At 69.1% G+C, this 21033-nt stretch carries 17 protein-coding genes; 12 read left to right on the top strand and 5 right to left on the bottom strand.

All coding sequences use genetic code 11. The features are described 5' to 3' along the window. Nucleotides 1–70 precede the first annotated feature (70 nt). Nucleotides 71–871: an IclR family transcriptional regulator gene (locus ACYVIO_RS31320; protein WP_460654526.1), complete on the top strand. Its 801-nt coding sequence runs from the start codon at nt 71–73 to the stop codon at nt 869–871. Here ACYVIO_RS31320 and ACYVIO_RS31315 read toward each other — a convergent pair. The 4 genes from ACYVIO_RS31315 to ACYVIO_RS31300 are packed head-to-tail and all read right to left on the bottom strand — an operon-like array spanning nt 807 to nt 4220. Beyond that, nucleotides 807–1439, bottom strand: a complete 633-nt coding sequence (locus tag ACYVIO_RS31315) for a DUF624 domain-containing protein (RefSeq protein ID WP_460654525.1) — start codon at nt 1437–1439, stop codon at nt 807–809. The genes ACYVIO_RS31320 and ACYVIO_RS31315 overlap by 65 nt on opposite strands. Further along, a complete protein-coding gene (locus ACYVIO_RS31310; RefSeq protein ID WP_460654524.1) occupies nt 1439–2164 on the bottom strand; it encodes an SDR family NAD(P)-dependent oxidoreductase in 726 nt (241 codons plus the stop codon). The genes ACYVIO_RS31315 and ACYVIO_RS31310 overlap by 1 nt, the downstream gene beginning before the upstream one ends. Then, on the bottom strand, nt 2161–3291 hold the full coding sequence (locus tag ACYVIO_RS31305; RefSeq protein WP_460654523.1) for a mandelate racemase/muconate lactonizing enzyme family protein: 1131 nt from the start codon (nt 3289–3291) through the stop codon (nt 2161–2163). The genes ACYVIO_RS31310 and ACYVIO_RS31305 overlap by 4 nt, the downstream gene beginning before the upstream one ends. Then, nucleotides 3291–4220 carry a dihydrodipicolinate synthase family protein gene (locus tag ACYVIO_RS31300; protein ID WP_460654522.1) on the bottom strand — a complete coding sequence of 310 codons (930 nt, stop codon included), beginning with the start codon at nt 4218–4220 and terminating at the stop codon, nt 3291–3293. The genes ACYVIO_RS31305 and ACYVIO_RS31300 overlap by 1 nt, the downstream gene beginning before the upstream one ends. Nucleotides 4221–4347: 127 nt before the next feature. On the opposite strand from ACYVIO_RS31300, the gene ACYVIO_RS31295 reads away from it, so the two are divergent. The 7 genes from ACYVIO_RS31295 to ACYVIO_RS31265 all read left to right on the top strand — a co-directional run bounded on the left by ACYVIO_RS31295 (nt 4348) and on the right by ACYVIO_RS31265 (nt 13061). Next, nucleotides 4348–5166: an IclR family transcriptional regulator gene (locus ACYVIO_RS31295; RefSeq protein WP_460654521.1), complete on the top strand. Its 819-nt coding sequence runs from the start codon at nt 4348–4350 to the stop codon at nt 5164–5166. Then, nucleotides 5163–6611 carry an ABC transporter substrate-binding protein gene (locus tag ACYVIO_RS31290; protein WP_460654520.1) on the top strand — a complete coding sequence of 483 codons (1449 nt, stop codon included), beginning with the start codon at nt 5163–5165 and terminating at the stop codon, nt 6609–6611. Before ACYVIO_RS31295 ends, ACYVIO_RS31290 begins: the two co-directional genes overlap by 4 nt. A 3-nt stretch (nt 6612–6614) precedes the next feature. Continuing rightward, nucleotides 6615–7580, top strand: coding sequence for a carbohydrate ABC transporter permease (locus tag ACYVIO_RS31285; protein ID WP_460654519.1), 966 nt, complete (start codon nt 6615–6617; stop codon nt 7578–7580). Next, nucleotides 7577–8404, top strand: coding sequence for a carbohydrate ABC transporter permease (locus ACYVIO_RS31280; RefSeq protein WP_460654518.1), 828 nt, complete (start codon nt 7577–7579; stop codon nt 8402–8404). The genes ACYVIO_RS31285 and ACYVIO_RS31280 overlap by 4 nt, the downstream gene beginning before the upstream one ends. 22 nt (nt 8405–8426) lie before the next feature. Further along, nucleotides 8427–9242 carry an SMP-30/gluconolactonase/LRE family protein gene (locus tag ACYVIO_RS31275; RefSeq protein ID WP_460654517.1) on the top strand — a complete coding sequence of 272 codons (816 nt, stop codon included), beginning with the start codon at nt 8427–8429 and terminating at the stop codon, nt 9240–9242. After that, complete coding sequence (locus tag ACYVIO_RS31270; RefSeq protein ID WP_460654516.1) at nt 9239–10366, top strand: mandelate racemase/muconate lactonizing enzyme family protein; 1128 nt, start codon at nt 9239–9241, stop codon at nt 10364–10366. Before ACYVIO_RS31275 ends, ACYVIO_RS31270 begins: the two co-directional genes overlap by 4 nt. 91 nt (nt 10367–10457) lie before the next feature. Beyond that, complete coding sequence (locus ACYVIO_RS31265) at nt 10458–13061, top strand: golvesin C-terminal-like domain-containing protein (protein WP_460654515.1); 2604 nt, start codon at nt 10458–10460, stop codon at nt 13059–13061. 12 nt (nt 13062–13073) lie between these two features. On the opposite strand, the gene ACYVIO_RS31260 is transcribed toward ACYVIO_RS31265, so the two are convergent. Next, nucleotides 13074–13388, bottom strand: a complete 315-nt coding sequence (locus tag ACYVIO_RS31260) for an ArsR/SmtB family transcription factor (RefSeq protein ID WP_460654514.1) — start codon at nt 13386–13388, stop codon at nt 13074–13076. 85 nt (nt 13389–13473) lie between these two features. Here ACYVIO_RS31260 and ACYVIO_RS31255 point away from each other — a divergent pair, with 85 nt between their 5' ends. The 4 genes from ACYVIO_RS31255 (at nt 13474) to ACYVIO_RS31240 (ending at nt 21032) form a co-directional block, all read left to right on the top strand. Beyond that, a complete protein-coding gene (locus ACYVIO_RS31255) occupies nt 13474–14667 on the top strand; it encodes an MFS transporter (RefSeq protein WP_460654513.1) in 1194 nt (397 codons plus the stop codon). A gap of 68 nt (nt 14668–14735) precedes the next feature. Beyond that, entirely contained in the window at nt 14736–15632 is an 897-nt protein-coding gene (locus ACYVIO_RS31250) for a MurR/RpiR family transcriptional regulator (RefSeq protein WP_460654512.1), read from the top strand. Nucleotides 15633–15644: 12 nt separating this feature from the next. Then, complete coding sequence (locus tag ACYVIO_RS31245) at nt 15645–18287, top strand: family 20 glycosylhydrolase (RefSeq protein WP_460654511.1); 2643 nt, start codon at nt 15645–15647, stop codon at nt 18285–18287. 9 nt (nt 18288–18296) lie between these two features. Next, nucleotides 18297–21032, top strand: a complete 2736-nt coding sequence (locus ACYVIO_RS31240) for an alpha-L-fucosidase (RefSeq protein ID WP_460654510.1) — start codon at nt 18297–18299, stop codon at nt 21030–21032. Nucleotide 21033 lies beyond the last annotated feature (1 nt).

Here is a 21033-nt window from a genome sequence, read left to right as displayed (position 1 = left end):
AATGCGGGACCTGTGCCATCTACGATGCGGATGAGAGAACCAAAGTCCAGCAGTCTGAGAGGTGACCCCCGTGGCACGTGCGATCGGCCGTGAGGCCGGGCCGGGAACGCAGAGTGTCGAGCGGGCGCTGTCACTGCTGTCCGAGTTCACCGAGGCGCACCCGCAGCGCCGGGTGTCGGAGCTGGTCGAGGCGACCGGGCTGGGCCAGTCCACGGTCTCCCGGCTGGTCGGTGCGTTGGTCGCGCTGGGCTTCCTGGCCTACGACCAGCGCAGCGGGCTGTACGGGGTCGGCCCGAAGGTGATCACGCTGGCGGGCATCGGCCTGAACGAGATGCCTGTGCACCAGCAGTCGCGTCAGGTCGCGCAGAACCTGGCCGCCGACCTCGGTCTGGGCGCCAATGTCGCCGAGCGGCGTGGTGCCGAGCTGTTCTACCTGTGTCACTTCGAAGGCCGCGCTGCTGGGCGGTCCTCCACGCTGGTCGGCCGGACCGGTCCGCTGCACTCGACCGCGATGGGCAAGGCGCTGATCAGCGAGCTGCCGAGGCCGGAGTGGGAGGAGCTGCTCGGCGGCACCCTCGCGCGCTACACCCCGCACACCGTGACCGAGCCGGACGAGCTGGAGAAGATCCTGCGCCAGGTGCGCGAACGCGGCTACGCGCTGGAGCTGGAGGAGCTCGCCTTCGGCCGGGCCTGCCTGGCCGCGCCGATCCGGGACCGGACCGGTGCCATCGTGGCGGCGCTCTCGGTCTCGGGTCCGCTGTCGGCGATGGACCTGCCGACCCGCGAGGAGTCCCTGGCGATGCAGGTCATCGAGCAGGCGGACCAGATCTCGTCGGGTCTGGGCTATCACGCGTCAGCCGCCGTGAGCTGACCAGTACGGCGGCCAAGGCGGCCATCGCCGGCCCGAACACCAGCGCAGCCGGTACGACGTACCAAGTGCCGATCGCCGCCACGACGAGCGCGGCGAAGACGGCCAGCGGCAGCACCGGCCGGCGCCAGGCCAGGTGGACAGTGAGCAGCCAGGCCTCTGAGGCTCTCGGCGTCCTAGCGGTGAGCAGGACCGGCGGAAGCAGCCACAGCGTGACCAGGTAGCCGAGCAGGACGACCGAGAGCGGCACCGCCCAGACGGTCTGCCGTGCGGCGACCAGGTAGAAGGCCAGCACCCACACGGTGGCCAGCGGGAGTCCGAGTACTAGTTGCCCTCGGCCCAGCCACGAGCGCCAGCTGGACCAGAAGGCTGCCCAGGGGCGCACCTCAGGCTCGTCTCGGTAGTCGGCCAGCACCTGGTGGGCAGCGATCGTGGCCGGTGCGACTCCGGCCAGCACGAGACCTGCAGCGACACCCAGACACCACAGCAACGTGACCAGAGCCAGCCGGAGTGGCCAGTCGAGCCACCGGTACAGCGGCGCACTGCGGCCGGTCAGCTCCACCTCAGGCATCAGCTCTCCCGCAGCCTGGCTTGCAGGTCCGCCCGTCCAACCACAGCAGGCGAAAGCACGGACAGCCCACCGTCGACGGGCAGGACGACTCCGGTGATCCCGGACGCCTTCGGCCCGGCCAGGAAGGCCACGGCGTCGGCGACCTCCCGGGCCTCGATGGTCCGGCCGATCGGGTACCCGGCCGCAGCGTCGGGCAGTGCAGGACCGCCGACCATGCCCGGCGCCACCGCGTTCACCCGTACGCCGCGGCCGCCATACTCGACAGCGAGCTGCCGGACGAGTGCGTCGACGCCGCCCTTCGCCGCCGTGTACGCCGCGGCCCAGGGAGCGCCGACCAGTGTGTTCACCGACGAGACGGCGACGATGGCGGCCGCCGTACTGTCCAGCAGGTAAGGCAGTGCGGCGCGGACCGGGAAGAAGACGGTGTCCAGCGTGTTGGCCAATGCGCCGGTCCACTGCTCGTCGCTGGTCCGATGCGCCGGTGCCAAAGGCATCTGCCCGGCCGCGGTGACCAGCACGTCCAGCCCGCCGAATTGCTCCGCCACCTGGTCGACCACAGCGGTCGCTACCTCCGGCTGGGAGCAGTCAGCCGCGAAGTGGAGCTCGAGTCCGTCATGGTCCTCCAGCGAAGCTCCCGCGACCCGGCAACCGTCCGCGACCAGTGCCGCCACGATCGCCGTGCCGATCGGAGTGGTGGCGCCGATCACCAGGGCGCGGCGGCTCATCGGACGCTCGCCGCGCGCACGGCGTCCTCGTCGACCTCGATCCCGAGCCCCGGCCCGGCCGGTACGGCGAACCCGCGGGTGCCGACCTCGATCGGTGTCACCAGGACGTCGTTCACCGGGCCGAACAGCGTCGGGTGGAACTCGTACGCGAGCAGATTCCCAACCACAGCAGAGGCGTGGATGCTCGCAGCCATCACCACGCCGAGCCCCGACGAGTGGTGCGGCGCCAGCGGCGTGAACCACGTGTCGGCAACGGCGGCCAGGTCCACCAGTTCGGTGATCCCGGTCCGGCCCACGTCGGGCTGCAGGATCGAGGCGGCCTTGCCCTCCAGCCACGGCCGGAACTCCTGCCGGTGCCGCAGGCTCTCGCCGATCGCCACCGGGGTGTCGATCCGCCGGGCGATCTCCGCATGCCCGGCCACGTCCTCGAACCCGACCGGCGCCTCCAGGAACCAGGCGCCGAGGCTGTCCAGCCCGCGGCCGAGCCGGACCGACTGCGCGACGTCGTATACGCCGTGGAGGTCCACGGCGATCTGCAGGTCGTCGTGGACAGCGCGCAGAGCCTCGACAGTCGCCAGGTCCTCGCGGACTCCGTGGCCGAGTCCGATCTTCACCTGCCGCACACCTTGTGCCACCCAGTCCTGCGCGTGTGCGACCCGCTCGCTGTCCGTCGCCCCTTGCAGCCCGGACACGTAAGTCGGTACGACGTCCCGCTGCGCACCGCCGAGCAACTGATGCACAGGTACGCCGGCGATCCGCCCGGCCAGGTCCCACAGAGCCACGTCGATCGCCGCGACCGCATCGCCCTGGTGCCCACCCAGGTGCCCCCGCTCCCGCATCAGCGCGCGCAGCGAGGTCACCAGCGGCCGTACTCGAGTCGGGTCGGCACCAAGCAGCGCGGGCGTCAGCAGAAGCTCGATGATCTTGGCGGGAACCTCCGGAGCCACCGGGGCCAGCGCCTCGCCCCAGCCGACCGAGCCGTCGTCGGCGGTCAGCTTCACCAGCAGGGCTTCGCGGGACGACGCGTAGATGCTCGGCCACGGCGGCTTGGTGCTGTAGTGCCGCGGGGGAGCGTCCGGCCCGGCCAGTACGAGCGGGAAGACCTCTACGTCGGTGATCTTCGGCATCAGCGGATCCCAGTCAGCGGAGCAGATGAGGTGGTGACGGCAGGTAGGTCCAGCCGGTCGAGTATCGCAGTGAGACCGGCTCGGGTCCGGTCGTCCAGGTCGCGGGCCGGGACCCTTACGGCGGCGTGGTCGATCAGCCCGCGACGGACCAGCACCTCCTTGTGGACGGCCCAGGCGATACCGGACTGCAGGCCGAACACCAGCAGCGGAAGCAGCGGCTCGAACAGTGCCCGCGCTTCGTCGTACTGCCCAGCCAGCCAGGCTGTGAAGACCGGTGCCAGCCGATCGGGGATCTCACAGGCAGGCATCGAGCCGACAGCACCGGCCGCTAACTCGTCGAGCAGGAACTGCGCGTTCTGCCCACCCAGTACGACGAAGCCCGGCTCGTCGATCCGGTCCACGACCGCAGCCACCTTCGGCGCGGTCGGAGGCGCTTCGACCTTCACCGACGTCACTCCGGTCAGCCGGCCGAGCTCGGCGATCAGCTGCGGCGACATGGCCACACCGGTCGCGCCGGGAGCGTCCTGCACCATCACCTCGACGCCGACCGCGGCCACTGTCGCGTAGAAGTCGGGCAGCTGCGCCGGACTCGGCGCGACCATGAACGGCGGCAGCACCATGACGGCGTTCGCCCCACCGATCGCGGCGGCCTCGGCCTGCTCGACGGCGGTCACCGTCGAGGTAGCCGCGACACCGACGACCAGCGGGACCGCTCCGCCGACCACACCGGCGACCTCCCGGGTGATCGTCCTGCGCTCTTCGGCGGTCAGGGCGAAGGCCTCGCTGGCCATCCCGAGCACGGCGACGCCGTCGACTCCGGCGGCGAGCTGGAACTCGGTCAGCCGACGCAGGCTCGGCAGGTCGAGGCTGCCGTCGGGCAGGAAGGGCGTGGCCAGGATCGGCACCAGACCTCGGACGGTGGGCGGCACGACGGGCTCCTCACTGTTCAGCATTCGGCATCCGGCAGACGCTTGACGAGATCCATCATGTGCGTAAGGCTGCCACATGGTGGATGACAACGTCCATCATTCAGGAGTGAAACCTCAGGAGTGCACAGTGGCCACCGAAGCCGGGACGAACCAGAGCGTCGAGCGCGCCGTGGCCGTCCTGCGATCGTTCGGCGGCAGCAGCGCCGGCACCCTGCGGGTCACGGAGGTCGCGCACCTCACCGGCCTGCGCCAGTCCACCGCCTCGCGACTGCTCAGCACCCTGGAGCAGGCCGCGTTCGTCGAGCGCGACGCCGACGGCCAGTACCGGCTCGGCGCCGACCTGATCACCTTGGCCGGCGTCGCGGTGAACGGGCATCCCGTGCACCACGCCGCTCGGCAGCCGGCCCAGTCGCTCGCTGCGGCGACCGGTCTGGGCGCCAACGTCGCCGTACGGCGTGGGCGCGAGGCCTTCTACCTGTGCAACTTCGAGGGGCGGCTCGCGCCGAGGGCGTTCGCGCTCACCGGTCGGCGCAACCCGCTGCACGCCACCGCGCTCGGCAAGTGCCTGCTGCTCGACGTCGACGGACGCCGGGAGCTGCTCGGGGAGCTGGAGCGCTACACGCCACGCACCATCACCGACCACGCCGTACTCGACACCGCGCTCGGCCAGGTCGCCTGGCAGGGCTACTCGACCGAGACCGAGGAGCTGTCGCTCAGCCGGTCCTGCCTGGCAGCACCCCTGCGCGACCGCTCCGGCCGAGTGGTCGCCGCACTGTCACTGTCCGGCCCGTCCAGCGTCGTCGACCTCGCCACCCGGGAGCAGGAGCTGTCCCGGCTCGTGGTGGAGACCGCCGACGCCATCAACTCGCAGCTGGGGCACCACGGCCCAGCAGATCACCAGATCTCCGCGCCGACCCGGCGCCTCGACCAACGGAGCCGATCATGAAGATCCGCCCAGCTCTCACCGTGCTGACTTGCGCGGTGGCGCTAGCCCTGTCGGGCTGCAACCTCGTCGGCGGCAGTCCGGACCCGGAGGGCAGCGCCGGCCAGGTCACCGTCACCGTCGCGCTGGTCCCGGACCCGCCCGGTGCCAGTGAGTTCTACCGGCAGCAGTTCGACGAGTTCGAGAAGGCCAACCCCGGGATCGTCGTCAAGGTGCTGGAGAACCCGTCCGACCAGCAGCTGAACGCGGTCGAGCTGATGTTCCAGCAGGGCAATGCGCCGGACCTGTTCCGCGCGCAGGACGACGGCATGGACCGGATGGCGGCCCGCGGCTGGGTCGCGCCGCTGGACGAGTTCGTCACGCCGGACTTCCTGGCCCGCTTCCCGAAGGGCAGCATGGACCCGGCCACGTCCGGGCTGCATCGCGACGGCAAGCTGATGAGCCTGCCGCTGGTCTGGGGTCCGTGGTCGACGCTGCGGGTCTTCCTCTACAACGAGGACCTGCTGAAGAAGTCCGGCTTCAACGCGCCGCCGAAGACCTGGTCCGAGCTCGAGCGGATGGCCACCAAGATCACCGCCGACGGCCAGGGCAAGTCGTTCGGCTACGCACCGACCGCGGCCAAGGCACTCGCGGTCGAGATGCTCGCCGACACCGCAGTCCCGTACTCCGTACCCGCCAGCGGCATCGACCTGCGGACCGGTAAGCCGGCCACCGCGAGCCCGGGTCTGGTCGAGGCCGTCGAGCTGCACCGGCGGATGCAGGCCGCGAAGGTGATGATGCCGGGTTGGGAGAGCTGGGACGGCAGCCGCGCGTTCAAGGAGTTCGCGGCCGGTCGGCTCGCGATGTACCCGACGCCGCCGTGGCACGTCGCCGAGGTCCGCAAGCTCGCGCCCGAGATCAAGATGGGCATCACCGGTCTGCCGGTTCCGGACGCCGGCCGCGGCGCGTACCTGCCGCTGAGCAAGTCGTTCAGCCCGCTGTGGTCGATGTCGGCGCAGTCCAAGCACAAGGCGGAGAGCTGGAAGGTGATGGACTTCCTGTCCTCGGACGCCTTCCACAGCGCGTACTACAAGAAGTTCGGGACGCTGACCGCGCTCGAGGGTGCCTGGAAGGCCGACGCGGAGAAGAACCCGGACCAGGCCGCGATCCTGAAGGTCGCCCAGGAGACCATGCGTCGCGCACCGAACCCGGGGCTGGCCAGTGCCGGCGGCAAGGCGATCACCGACGCCCTCGCGGCCAAGCCCGACCTCAAGTCCACCGACGCGGCGTTCAGCTCGATCATCAAGAACCAGCCGTTCGCGCCGGCGGCCGCCAAGCTGGACCAGCAGCTGCAGACCTTCCTGGACCAGACCACGGCCGACCTGAAGACCAAGGGCAAGACCGGCTCGGCCAAGGACCTGACCTTCGCGGGCTGGGACCCGCTGAAGGACTTCACCCCGGGAGGCTGACCGATGACCACGACGGTCGAGCGTCCGGCGGTGCGGGCGCCGGACCAACCGAGGCCGGTACGACGGCCCGGCCGGTTCCGCCGGCACCTGTGGAGCTACGTGTTCCTGATTCCGCTGGTGCTGCTGTTCGGTGGGTTCACGATCTGGCCGATGATCGCCAGCTGGTGGTACTCGTTCTTCGACTGGGACGGCGTCGGGTCACCGACCGAGTGGGTCGGGCTGGCGAACTTCCGTGAGGTGCTGCAGTCGGAAGCCTTCTGGCGGGCGTTCTGGCACTCGTTCGCGTTCTCGCTGGCCGCGATCTTCATCGAGATGCCGCTGGCCCTGGTGCTGGCGATCCTGCTGAACAGCAGCTGGCTGCGGTTCCGCAACCTGTACCGGTTGGTGCTGTTCCTGCCGGTGGTCGCGACCACCGCGGTGATCGGCATCGTGATCGCGATCCTGCTCGACCCGGCCGGCGGTCTGGTGAACCGCATCCTGCTCGACACCGGCCTGGTCGACCAACCGGTGAACTTCCTCGGCAGTACGTCGACCGCGCTGCCGACGCTGCTGTCGATCGATGTGTGGAAGGGATTCGGGATCACGCTGATCTACTGGCTGGCCGCGTTGCAGACCGTGCCGAAGGACCTGCAGGAGGCGGCCGCGATCGACGGCGCCGGCTTCTGGCGATCGCTGCGGTTCGTCACGCTGCCGGTCGTCACACCGATCGCGATCGTGATCCTGCTGCTCGTGTTCCAGCGCAGCTTGAACACGTTCGACCTGGTCCGCGCGGTGACCGAGGGTGGACCGGATTACGCGACGGACGTCGTACCGACCTACATCTACCGGTACGCGTTCGATCCGTCGCTGCAGGCTCCGCGGTACGGGTTCGCTTCGGCGGCCGGTGTCGTGTTCGGTCTGCTGACCCTGGTCATCACGTTGCTGCAGGCACCTTTCCTGCGGCGCCGGCTGAGCGGGGGCAAGGCATGAACCGGCTCGTACGGCGCAACGTCTGGCACCTGCTGCTGATCCCGTTGTGCCTGATCTGGGTCTACCCGTTCGTCTGGATGATCTCGGCGGCCTTCAAGACACCGCGCGAGATGCTGATCGGCGGACTGTCGCTGCTGCCCGACGACGCGACGCTGGACAACTTCAAGCGGGCCTGGACGACGGCGAAGTTCAGCACGTACACGGCGAACACGATCACGTTCTCGATCGCCGTCGTCGTCCTGGTCCTGCTGGTCGCCTCGGCCGCCGGGTACGCGTTGTCGCGGCCCGGGCTGCCGGGGCGCAAGGTGCTGGTCGGCGTACTGATCGCCACGATGTTCATCCCGCACGGCTACACGATCATCCCGACCTTCGTCGTGGTGAACGGGCTCGGCCTGGGCAACGGGCTGCTGGGGGCGGCGCTGGCGCAGGCCGGGCCGGCGCTCGTCGTACCGGTGCTGCTGTTCATGGGGTTCTTCAGCGGGATCCCCAAGGAGCTGGAGGAGGCGGCGCGGATGGACGGCGCCGGCTACCTGCGGACGTACTGGCGGGTGATGCTGCCGCTGGCCAAGCCGGTGCTCGGCACCGTCGCGCTGATGAACTTCATCGGCGCCTGGAACGCGTTCTTCATCCCACTGGTCTTCACGCTCGGCAACCCGGACCTGCGCACGCTCGGCGTCGGCATGTACGGGTTCCACGGGCAGGACACCACCGACTGGACCGGACTGGCGGCCGCGGCCTGCATCAGCGTGATCCCGATCGTCGTGGTGTTCCTGTTCCTGCAGAAGACGTTCGTCGAGGGGATCGCGGGTGCGGTCAAGAGCTGACCAGATCTCCACAACCTCTTACGTGCAAGGCGAATCGCCCCGGCTGGACGCGAGGACCGGTGAGCTGGTCTGGGTGGACATCCAGGCGGGGCGGGTGCACTGCGGTCGGCTGGAAGGCGGAGTGCTTGGGGTGAGCCGGACGTACGACGTCGGTGGGCCGGTTGGCGTCGCCGTGCCGTGTGCTGAGCCAGGGGCGGGCTGGGTGCTCGCGGTGAAGGACGGGTTCGCCCGGCTGGCAGAGGACGGTACGACGACGCCGCTGGTGACCGGGCTGACCAGCGGGCAGGACCAGATGAACGACGGCGCCTGCCATCCGGACGGGAGCTTCTGGGCGGGCTCACAGGCGATTCCGCGAGCACCGCGCGCCGGACTGTTCCGGCTGGACCCGGACGGGTCCGTACGACGAGTGCTGGCCGGGCTGACCGTGGCCAACGGCATCGACTTCACTCCGGACGGCCGGACGATGTTCTTCGTCGACACACTGCCGCACCGGCTGCTGGAGGCCATCGACGTATCGACAGGTGTGCGGCGCACCGTCGTACAGGTGGACGGTGGCAATCCGGACGGGCTGGTGCTGGACGACGAGGGCTGTGTGTGGGTGGCGGTGTGGGATGCGAGCGAGGTACGCCGGTACGCGCCGACAGGTGAGCTCCTGGCGACCGTGGAGCTGCCAGTGCCGCGGCCGACGGCGGTCTGCTTCCAGGGCAGCACTCTGGTGATCACCACTGCGTCGCTGGGCCTGGCCGATCCACCGGCGGGCAGCGGCCACCTGTTCGCGGTCGACGTGGGGGTGACCGGTCCAGCGGCTCGCAGCTGGTGTGATGGGGTGAAGGCATGAAGATCGAGCAGCTCGACCTGGTGTCCCTGCCCGCTGCGGACGACTGGCCGCTCCTGACCGCGGTGGTCCGCACCGACGACGGCCTGACCGGTATCGGCGAGGTCGGCATGCGCGGCCGCGAGCGTGCGGCTGCCGGACTGGTCGAGGATCTCCGCCAGCTGCTGGTCGGGGTCGACGCGACCCGGATCGAGCACATCTGGCAGCTCGGGTTCCGGTCGGTGTTCTTCCCGTCGGACCGGCACCACGCGTCGGTACTGGCCGGCATCGACATCGCGCTGTGGGACCTGCGGGGCCAGTCGCTCGGCGTACCGGTGCACGCGTTGCTGGGCGGTCGGTCGCGGGACTACGTACCGGCGTACGCGCATGTCCGTGGCGGCAGTATGGACGACGTGCTCAATCACGCCAGCGAGCTGGCTGAGCAGGGGTGGCGGCATCTCCGGCTGACCGCTTGGGACCCGAACGAGCCCGAGTACGACGCCCGGCGCGCGGTCCGGTGGACCGTCGAGCTGATGCAGGAGCTGCGGGCCGGACTGGGCGACGACATCGAGCTGCTGGTCGACGCGCACACCAGGCTCGACCTGGCCGAGGCGGTGCAGCTGTGCCGCGAGCTGGAGCCGGTCCGGCCGTTCTTCGTCGAGGATCCGCTGCGCAGCGAGCACCTGTCGGCGTACCGGTCACTGCGCGGGCGTACCGGCGTACCGATCGCCGCAGGGGAGCAGCTGTGCACGAAGTGGGAGTTCCGCCAGCTGGTCGAGGAGGAGCTGATCGACCACGCCCGGATCGACCTGGGACACACCGGGATCACCGAAGGGCGCAAGATCGCCGCGCTCTGCGAGACGCACCACGTCCAGCTGGCGCTGCACAACTCGATCGGCGCGCTCTGTACGGCGGCCTCGACGCACTTCAACACCGCGCTCCCGAACGTCAGCGTGCAGGAGCAGGCCCAGCGCGCGACGGCTCCGCTCGGCGCCTTCACCTCCACGATCGTCGCCGAGCCGGGACGCCTGACGGCCTCGGACGCGCCTGGGCTCGGGATCACCGCCGATCTGTCCCGGGCGACCGCGCCGGAGACCACGACGATCCCGCGACTGCACCGGCGGGACGGCTCGGTCACCAACTGGTGATGCACAGTGCGGATTAAGCATCCGTACTATGGACTTCAATCCCAACGCGTTCTAGGGTCGAGCCACCGCCTGAACCCGTTGGGAGTTCCCCATGACCCTTCGTCGTCCTGCCCGCCTACTGGCTGCTCTGGCCCTGGTGTCCGGCTGTCTGGTGACTGCCGTGACCGCTGGACCGGCCGCCGCCGATCCACCACCGGGGCCCGATGACGTGCCCGCCGGCTACCAATTGAGCTGGTCCGACGAGTTCGCCGGGTCGGCCCTGAATGACGCCGACTGGTACCGCCGCGACGGCGCCAAGGCGATCTGCGCGAACAAGCCGGCGAACGTCAGCGTCGGCTCCGGCACGATGCACATCGCCCTGCGCAAGGAGAGCCTGGCCGGCAAGGACTACACCTGCGGCGGCATCATCTCGAAGAAGACCTTCGGCTACGGGTACTACGAGACCCGCGCCCAGCTGTGGGGTGAGAAGGGCTGGCACTCGGCCTTCTGGCAGATGGGGCTGTCCGACTACGTGCCGGACACCCCGGCGTACAAGGGGCCGAACAACCGGTTCAACGAGATCGACGGGTTCGAGATCGACTCGCACGCGCCGAACAGCATCCAGCACCACACGCACTGGACCGTGCCGCAGCACATCGGGAACCCGGGCGGCGTGTACGCCGGGCCGAACTCGGCCGACGGCTACCACACCTACGGCTACGAGTGGTTGCCGTCAGCAATCAAGTTCTACGTCGACGGCCTGCTGGTCCGGACGCTGGCCTACCCCGGCCCGCACGCCCTGCAGAACGTCTGGCTCACCACGCTCGGCTACACGGAGCCTGTGGACGAGACGCACCTGCCGGCTGAGACCACCTGGGACTACTTCCGCTACTACAAGCCGATCAGCGTGCCGGATGACGTCGCGACGGGCGCTGTGCTGGTGGACAACGGCGACTCGGGCTACGCGGAGACAGGCACCTGGTCGGCGGCCAACGACGCCTACGGCTACCAGGACAAGCTGACCCGGCGCGCTGCGCCGACCGGAGCGACAGCCAGCTGGACTCCGACGCTGCCGAGCGCGCAGACCTACCAGGTGTACGCGTGGAACCCAGACTTCATTCGCACCGGCAGTACTGCGGCCCGGTACGCCGTCACGCACGACGGCGGCACCAGCAACGTCGTGGTGAACCAGCAGACCGCCGGGCAGCAGTGGATCGATCTCGGCTCGTACGCGATGACACCGGGTGCTGGGCAGAAGGTCCAGCTGGTCAACAACGCCGGAGCGGTCGGCACGCTGCGCGCCGACGCGGCGAAGTTCGTTCCGACGGTCCAGGTCGACAACGGCGGCGCCGGCTACACCGAGACCGGGACGTGGGCGAGCACGACCACGGTGAAGGGCTGGAGCGGTAGCGACACCCGCTACTCGTCCACCTCGAGCAGCGCGGCCCGCTGGACTCCGCAGCTCCCTGCAGCCGGCCGGTACGACGTGTACGCGTGGGTGCCGGGCAACTCGCTCAACGCCCTCGAGGCGCGCTACACGGTCAACAGCAGCAGCGGTTTGAGCAGTCCGGTGGATCCGCCCGAGTCGGTGGGTGTCGACCGGTGGGTGCGACTGGGCAACTACCAGTTCGCTGCGGGTACTGCGGGGTGGGTCGAGCTCGGCAAGGACGTCGGGGACGAGGGCTACCTGCGGGCGGATGCGGTGAAGTTCGTTCCGGCGCCTGCTCCGGACGCGGTGGCTCCGGCGACTCCGGCCAACGTGACCGAGTCCGTCCAAACCACACCGGCCACGGGCGACGCCGTACTGAATCTGCAGTGGACACCGGTGAGCGGTGCTGACGTGGTCGGCCACAACGTCTACCTGGATGGGCGTCTGCAGACTGCCAACCCGGTACGGCGGGGGTCGTACGAGCTGCACGAGCTGGTGGCCGGGCAGACCTATCAGGTGTCGGTCACAGCGGTCGACCGGTCGGGCAACGAGTCGCCTGCCTCCACACCGGTCGCTGTCGACGTACCTGCTGATCACCAGGCGCCTACTGCACCCGCCGGATTGGTGGGGGAGGCTGCCAACGGTCAGGCCGTTCTCTACTGGACGCAGAACCCCGAGGTCGACCTGCTCGGCTACAACCTCTACGCGGACGGGCAGCTGGTGAACACCGACGAGCCGGTCGGCAACATCGGCAACCCCGGTCTGGTGGCCCAGGGCATCCCGGTGCCGGACCTGGCCAACAACGTCCCGCACAGCCTGCAGGTGCGGACGGTTGACCTGTCGGGCAACGAGTCCGCGTCGGCGTCGGTGTCGGTGACGCCGCTGCCGATGGCGATCGTCGGGGTCGACGACACCACCGCCTACACCGAGACAGGGGTCTGGGCGCCGTCCAGCATCCCCGGCTGGCTCACCTCGCCGACCAGGGCCTCGAACGGCGTCGGCCGGACCGCGGACTGGCGGCCCAACCTGCCCAGTGCCGGCCAGTACGACGTGTATGCCTGGGTTCCGAACCACACCAACAGCACCGCGGCCGCGCACTACGTCGTCACCCACGCCACTGGCACGGCGTCCAAGGACATCGACCAGCGGAGTGGTGGCATGCAGTGGATGCTGCTCGGGCGCTTCCAGTTCGCCGCGGGCACGGCTGGGCACGTCACGGTGTCCAACCCGTCCGGCAGCGGCTACCTGCGGACCAGCTTCACCAAGTTCGTTCCTGTGACGCCCTGATGCGTTAGCGGACTACTGCTCGGCGGCGAGTACGCCGTCGAGCAGGCCGGGGTAGAGGGCGTCGAGGTCCTCGCGGCGGAGGCTGCTGATCCGTCGGGTGCCCTCGGTGCGGGTGGTGAGGACGCCGGACTCGCGCAGCGTGCGCAGGTGGTGAGCGCGGGTCGAGGCGGTCACCGGCAGCTCCAGCTCTCCGCAGGCGATGCCTTCGGGGGCGCCGGCCAGCGCGCGGACGATGATCAGCCGGACCGGCTCGCCCAGGGCCTGCAGCACGGCGTCCACGCGGATCTCGCCGCGGTCGGGCTGCGGCAGTTGCTTCGAGATGCTCACGGTGCCATAGTACGACCCCTATCGAAGTTCGATGAAGATCGTAGTACGATCGACATCGAATCATTCGACTTGGAGGGGTTTGCTGATGTCCGCACGCATCTACCTGCTGGCCGGCGGGGCCTTCGCCGTCGGGACCAGCGCGTACGTCGTGTCCGGAGTACTGCCGTCGGTCAGTTCCGAGCTGCACGTCTCGCTGACCGCCGCGGGGCAGCTCGCGACGGCGTTCGCGCTCTCGTACGCCGTCGGTGCGCCGCTGCTGTCCACGCTGACCGGCCGCTGGGAGCGCCGGACGCTGCTGATCGCCGCGCTGCTGCTGGCCGCGCTGGGGAATGTGATCGCGGCGGTGGCGACGACGTACCCGCTGCTGATCGTCGGGCGGGTGGTGGCGGCCTTCGGGGCCGCGGCGTACACGCCGGCGGCGACGCTGTTCGCCACAGGGTTTCTGCCGCCCAGTGAGCGAGGTAGGGCTGTTGCTGTGGTGTTCGGTGGGCTGACGTTCGCGCTGGTGCTCGGCGTACCGGCGGGCAGTCTGCTTGGTGGGCCGCTGGGGTATCGCGGGGTGTTTGCCCTGATCGCTGTGGTTGCTGCGCTGTTCGCTGTGGCTGTGCGGCTGGCGCTGCCGCGGGTGGATGCGCCGCCTGCGGTGAGTCTGAAGGAGCGGTTCGCTGGTGTGGCGGACCGGCGGGTGCAGACCGTGCTGGTGATGACTGTGCTCGGCGTACTCGGGACGATGAGTGTCTACATCTACGTGGTGCCGCTGCTCGACAAGACTGCTCACCTGCACGGTGGAGTGGTCGGCGTGCTGCTGCTGGTCTATGGGCTGGGCGCCGTACTGGGGAACTGGCTTGGTGGGCGGGCGACGGACCGGTTCGGGAGTCTGCGGACTCTGACGGTGACCATGGTCGGGTTCGTGGTGGTGATCGGGTCGTTGTCGCTGACCGCGGTGAATGTTGGTGGGGCTGCGGTCGCGCTGTTCGTGTGGAGCGTGTTCACCTGGGCGTTCAACCCACCGATCCAGAACCTGCTGCTGGAGATGGCGTCCGGCGGTGGGCTGCTGCTCGCGCTGAACGCGTCGGCGATCTACCTGGGCGCCGGGCTCTCGGCGATCATCGGCGGGGTGGTGATCAACCTGGTCGGCGTCGAGTTCCTGCCGCCGATCGCCGCCGTACTGGGGTTGATCGTGCTCGGGCTGGTGCTGCAGTTGCGGCGGAACCCGCAGCTGCAGGAGGTCGAGCACCTGGAGTCCGCTGACGAGGTCGTGGGGGTTTTGGCGGACTGATCCCTTGACACCTGCCCGACTCTGACGCAACCATTCATCGAACCCGCCCTTCGATGAATGGTTGTTTCATGTCGACGGAACACTCTGCGGTCGGTGCCGGTCCGGATATCGCCGACCGGGTGCGGGCGACGCTGCCCCGACTGACCGGTGCCCTGCGACTGGTCGCGGACTTCGTGCTGGCTCAGCCGGCTGTTGCCGCTGAGCTGTCGACCGCCGCGCTGGCTGAGCGGGCGGGAGTGTCGCAGGCGAGTGTGACGCGGTTCGCGCAGGCTGTGGGGTTGTCCAGTCACCAGCAGCTGCGGATCGCGCTCGCTGCGCAGCTGGGGCGGGCGGAGGTGCCTGGGTGGAGTACGGACCTCGGGCCGTTGATCAACGACGACGACACGGTCGGACGGGTCGCCACGGTGGTCGCCAACGCGGACATCCGGGCGATCACGCAGACCGTCGACCAGTTGGACCTGGAGGCGCTCGACCGGGCCGCGCACGTGCTGGCTGGTGCGCGCCGGATCGACGTGTACGGCGTGGGTGGTAGTTCCACGATCGCCGCCGAGCTGGAGATGCGGCTGTTCCGCATCGGCGTACAGGTGCGTGCTTGGCCGGAGGTGCACGGCGCTGCGACCTCAGCAGCCTTGCTGACTGCCGCAGATGCCGTGGTCGCCATCTCGCACTCCGGTTCCACCACCGAGGTCATGGAGCCGGTAGAGCTCGCCAGGGACCGAGGCGCCAAGGTCATAGCCATCACCAGCGACCCCCGCTCGCCCTTGGCGTCGGTAGCTGACGAGGTCCTCGCCACCGCGGTGCTGGAAACCTCCTTCCGCAGCGGAGGCCTGGCCGCCCGCCACTCCCAACTGGTCGTCACCGACTGCCTGTACATCCGGGTAGCCCAGCTCACGTCCGCCCAGGCAGCCCACTCCATCGAACTAACCCAAACCATCAGCCCCCGCCACACCACCCGCCGCCGCTGAGGAGCCCCACCGATGAAGCTGCACCGCCCGCAGCCCACCATCCGCCTTCTACTGGTCGCACTCCTGGCAGTCACCGCCCTGACTGCTCCAGCACAAGCGGTTGAAGTGAAGAGCGTTCCGCAGGTACTGCCTGCTCTGTCCGGCTGGCAGTCGACTGCTGGGCAGTACACCTTGGGTAAGAAGAGTCGAGTGGTTGCCAACTCTGCTCGGACTGAAGCAACAACTTTTGTTGAGGATGCTCGGGAGGTTGTCGGCCAGCGGTTGCCTGTGGTTGGAGGGAAGGCGAAGACCGGCGACATCGTGCTGGCTGTTGACTCCCGCAGGACCGAGCTTGGTGCCGAGGGGTATGAGCTTTCGGTGGGGAAGACGATTGCGATCACCGCGAAGACCGACGCGGGGGTGTTCTACGGGACGCGGACTGTCCTGCAGTTGTTGAAGGGGAAGAGCGTGCCGGCGGGGCGCGTGGTCGACGTACCGGCGTACGCCGAGCGTGGGGTCGGTGTGTGTGCGTGCCTGATCAACGTCTCGACCGCGTGGTTCGAGCGGTTGGTGAAGGACGCGGCCTACCTGAAGCTCAACCAGTTGTGGGTCGAGCTGAAGGTGAAGAGTGACGTCCACCCGGAGTCCGTCGAGTGGGGGTACTACACGAAGCCCCAGATCGCTGCCCTGCAACGGCTGGCGGACAAGTACCACGTGACGATCGTGCCGGAGGTCAATTCGCCCGGCCACATCGAGCCGTGGATCCGCAACCGGCCGGACCTGCAGCTGACCGACAACACCGGCGCCAAGCAGGTCAGCCGGCTCGACATCACCAAGCCCGAGTCGTTCGACTTCCTCACCGCGATCATCGACGAGAACCTGAAGACGTTCCGTACGCCGTACTGGCACATGGGGGCCGACGAGTACATGCTCGGCTCGGACTACGCCAAGTACCCGCAGCTCCTCGAGTACGCGCGAGCTAAGTTCGGCCCGGACGCCGTCCCGCAGGACGCGTTCGTCGACTTCATCAACCGGGTCAACGCGCACGTGAAGGCCCAGGACAAGACCCTGCGGATCTGGAACGACGGCATCACCGACGCCGCGACCGTGCCGCTCGACAAGGACATCGTCGTCGAGCACTGGCTCAGCGGCGGCGTGAAGCCGAGCAAGCTGATCGCCGAGGGGCGCAAGGTGATGAACTCGGCGTACGCCCTCTACAACGTGCGCGGCGGCTTCAAGACCAACGCCCAGCAGCTCTACGACTCCAACTGGACGCCGCTGCGCTTCGAGGGCGAAACGCTTGCCAGTAGCAACGGTGTGACCGGCGCGAAGGTCTCGCTCTGGCCGGACAACGGCTCCGGCAACACCGAGAACGAGATCGAGGCCGAGGTCCGGATGCCGCTGCGTCTGGTCGCGCAGGCCACCTGGAGCAAGGTCAAGCCCGACCCGACGTACGCCGCCTTCACCGCCCGCGCCGATGCCGTCGGCCGCGCGCCGGGCTTCGGCAACGTCGACCGTACGCCGGTTGCCGCCGGCACCTACTCGCTGTCCGCCGGCCGCGACTACCTCGGCGCGGCAGCCACGGAGGGCGCCCAGCTGAAGCTGGAGAGCGCCGAGTCCGCCTGGGACGTCACGCCCACCACCGACGGCTACTACACGCTGACCAACCTGGCGACCGGCCGCTGCGCCGAGTCCCGTGTCGGCGTTCGCTACCTCAACACCCCGCTGCAGCCGGGCACACCGATCACCGCACAGTCCTGCGACAGCACCAACCGCCTGCAGCGCTGGCAGCTCGCCAAGTCGGGCAGCCGGATCACACTGGTCAACGCGATCACCCGCATGGTCGCCACACTTGATCGTGATGGCGGTCTGATCCAGCAGATCCCCGACGGCCACCAGGCGACTCCGCTGACGCTCAAGCCTGTACTGCGTGCTGTTGCCTCCGTCGATCGCCAGACGGTCGTGTCGGGTTCCACTGCGCAGCTGACGGTCACCGTGACCGCCAAGGACCGCGCGACCGACGTCACCGTGCGCCCAACGGCTCCGGCCGGCTGGAGCATCACCCCGGCCAGCCGGTCCACCAACGCAATCCAGGCAGGCGGCAGCTTCACGGCGACGTTCACCGCGACCCCACCGGCTGACGCACCAGCCGGTACGGCGGCGCTCGGCGCGACCACGTCGTACAGGCAGAGCGGTGCGAAGCACCGGCTGAGCACGACAGCCGGCGTACGGCTGAGCTGTGTGCCTGCTGCGACAAGTCCGGTCGCGGTGAAGTTCGTGGACAGCGAGGAGACCGCTGGTGAGGACGGCCGGGCCGTCAACGCCATCGACGGCAACCCGGCGACGTTCTGGCACACGGAGTGGTCGGCGCGTCAGCCGCAGCCGCCGCACGAGATCCAGCTGGACCTGGGCAGCGCCAAGTCGGTCTGTGCGGTCACCTACCTGACGCGGCAGAACGGGACCAACGGCCGGATCGCCGACTACGAGATCTACCTGAGCACCGACGGCGTCAGCTGGGGCCAGCCGGCGTCGAAGGGCACGTTCGGCAACAGCCCGGACGCCAAGTGGGTGCCGGTCGCGGCGACGACCGCCCGGTACGTGCGGCTGGTCCAGCTCAGCGAGGCGAGCGGGAACCCGTTCGGGACCGCCGCCGAGATCACCGTCGACGCGAAGTAGGTGAGAGGCATGCGGATCCTCCTGGCGTTGTCCCTGCTGATCGGAGTGGTGAGTACCGTGCCCGCTGTGGCAGCTGATCCCGATGTGCTCGATGTGTCGTTCGGAGGTTCGTTCTCGAGCGGCAACACCTACACGGCAGCGACCGGCGAGGTGATGGGTGGCACGCTGACCCGTCGCAGCGGCGCGGAGGCGCAGGACCCGGCGCGCGGGCTGGTGCTCGCGGGTGGGGCTGACGGCGTACGGTTCCAGTCCAGTACGCCGATCAGCGGCGGCTCGGTGCAGCGCTCGTTCCTGGTCGAGACGGCCTTCACGCCGGCGGCGACGCAGACCAGTCTGGCGACGGTGACTGCTGTCGGTGGCGCGATCTTCGGGCGGTACAGCGGCAGCAACCTCCAGTACGGTTTCAGCTCTGAGGTCAACGGCGAGTGGCAGGACGTCGTCCAGTCGGTGCCTGTGCCGAGTGCTGGGGAGCAGCACGTGCTGGCGCTGGCCTACGAGGTCGACGGCGGCGGTGCGACGCTGCACGCGTTCCTGGACGGGCAGCAGCTCCCGCCTGCCGTCAGCACGGCCGGTACGGCGACCTGGCACCCCGATGCGGGTGCGGAGATCGGTCTGGGCAACGAGGTGCACCCGTCGGCGCTGCAGCGCGGTCTGGCGGGCTCGGTCCGGCAGGTGCGGCTGGCGACGTTCAGTGGGGCGTTCAACCCGGGCGACCTGCGGCTGGCGAAGCCGGTGGGGTCGACGGCGAAGGTGAGCGTCGGCTTCGAGGGGACGATCAGTCAGGGGCAGTATCAGCCGGGGCTTGGTGAGAAGGCGTCACAGCTGGCGGTTGCCGGCGGGAGGATCACCGAGCCTGGGCGGCTGAAGCTGAGTGGTGGTGGCGTCAGCTGGCGTGGGGAGCTGGACGGTGGGGTGCTGGCGGAGACCGTGGTGTCGCCTGACCTGCTCGATCGTGGGACTGAGCTGATCGCGCTCGGTGGGGTGCAGTTGGTTGCTCGGGGCAAGCAGTCGGTGGAGTTGCGGGCGGGTGGGAAGACGACCGAGGTGAGGTTGCCGGCCGCGGCGGTGAAGGAAGGTGTCGCCTACCACTACTTGGGGTTGGCGGTTGAGGAGGGCAAGGTCAGTGTGTTGATCGCGCCTGGGGCGACTGCGGTCAGTGTGGATGTGGCGAGCAGCCAGGTGGAGGAGATCCGGTGGCTGACCGGTGGGCACGGTACGGCGTACGGGGTGGGTGTCAGCAGCTACTTCGGCGAGCCGTCGGCTGGGCTGAAGGCGTTGCCGTGTGTGGTGGGCAAGCTGAAGCCCGCGCAGACGATGCCGGTGGCGGAGGGGGAGTGCGTGACGTCCCTGGTGGCCAAGGCGTCGGCGATCCGGCCGGAGCCGCGGCAGGTGGACTGGCAGCGGATGGAGCAGACGGCGTTCCTGCACTTCGGGGTGAACACCTTCACCGGGCTGGAGTGGGGACACGGCGACGAGGATCCCAACCTGTTCCAACCGACCGGGCTGGACACCGACCAGTGGGCGCGCACGCTGCGGGACTCGGGCTTCAAGCTCGCCATCCTCACCGTGAAGCACCACGACGGGTTCCTGCTCTACCCGTCGCGCTACAGCGACCACAGCGTCGCGTCCAGCTCGTGGCAGGGCGGTCAGGGCGATGTGGTCGCGGCGTTCGTGAAGTCGATGCGCAAGTACGGGCTGAAGGTCGGGCTGTACCTGTCACCGGCGGACGAGAACCAGTACCTGGACGGCGTCTACGCCAACGGCAGCGCGCACACCCCGCGGACCATTCCGACTCTGGTGCCAGGCGACGACCGGACCGGGCAGGACCTGCCGCAGTACACGCTGACCGCGTCGGACTACGGCGCCTACATGCTGAACCAGCTGTACGAGCTGCTGACCGAGTACGGGCAGGTCGACGAGGTCTGGTTCGACGGAGCACAGGGCCGGATCCCACCGGACAAGGTGGAGACCTACGACTTCCCCAGCTGGTACGAGCTGATCCGCAAGCTCGCTCCGCAGGCGACGATCGCCGTCAGCGGGCCGGACGTGCGGTGGGTCGGCAACGAGTCCGGTCTGGCCCGGCCGGACGAGTTCAGCGTCGTACCGACGATCACCAAGCCGAACGGCTCGCCTGACTACGCACTTGGGTACGCCGCTGCCGACCAGGGCAGCCGGAAGGCCCTGCTGGCTGGGCGGGACGCTGGTGCGACCCAGCTGGCCTGGTGGCCGGCCGAGTCGGACGTGTCGATCCGGGAGGGCTGGTTCCACCACCCGGAGCAGTCGCCGCGTTCGGTGGAGCAGCTGACTGACATCTACTACAAGTCGGTCGGCCGGAACTCCGTGCTGCTGCTCAACATCCCACCGGACCGGCAGGGACGGCTGGACGACCAGGACGTCACCCGGCTGGCGGAGTGGCGAGCCCAGCTCGCTGCTGACATGCCGCGCGATCTGGCTCGGGGTGCGCGGGTCAGCGGCGAAGGCACCGGCACGGTGACCGTCCAGCTGCCGAAGAAGGCAACGGTTCGGCGAGTGTCGTTGGGTGAGGACATCCGCTACGGCCAGCAGATCGAGGCCGGTGTGGTTGAGGTGCGTGAGCAGGGAGGCTGGAAGCAGGTCGCCACGTTCGGTGCCGTCGGCTACAAACGGATCCTCGCGCTGGACAGCCCGGTGACCACCGATCAGGTCCGCGTGAGGATCACCCAGTCCCGTGGAAAGGTGAGGCTGGCGGCCCTGTCGATCTACTAGG

This window comes from Kribbella endophytica (assembly GCF_054781295.1).
The sequence above is the reverse complement of the archived record's forward strand: the minus strand, read 5'-3'. Positions and strand labels throughout refer to the sequence as shown.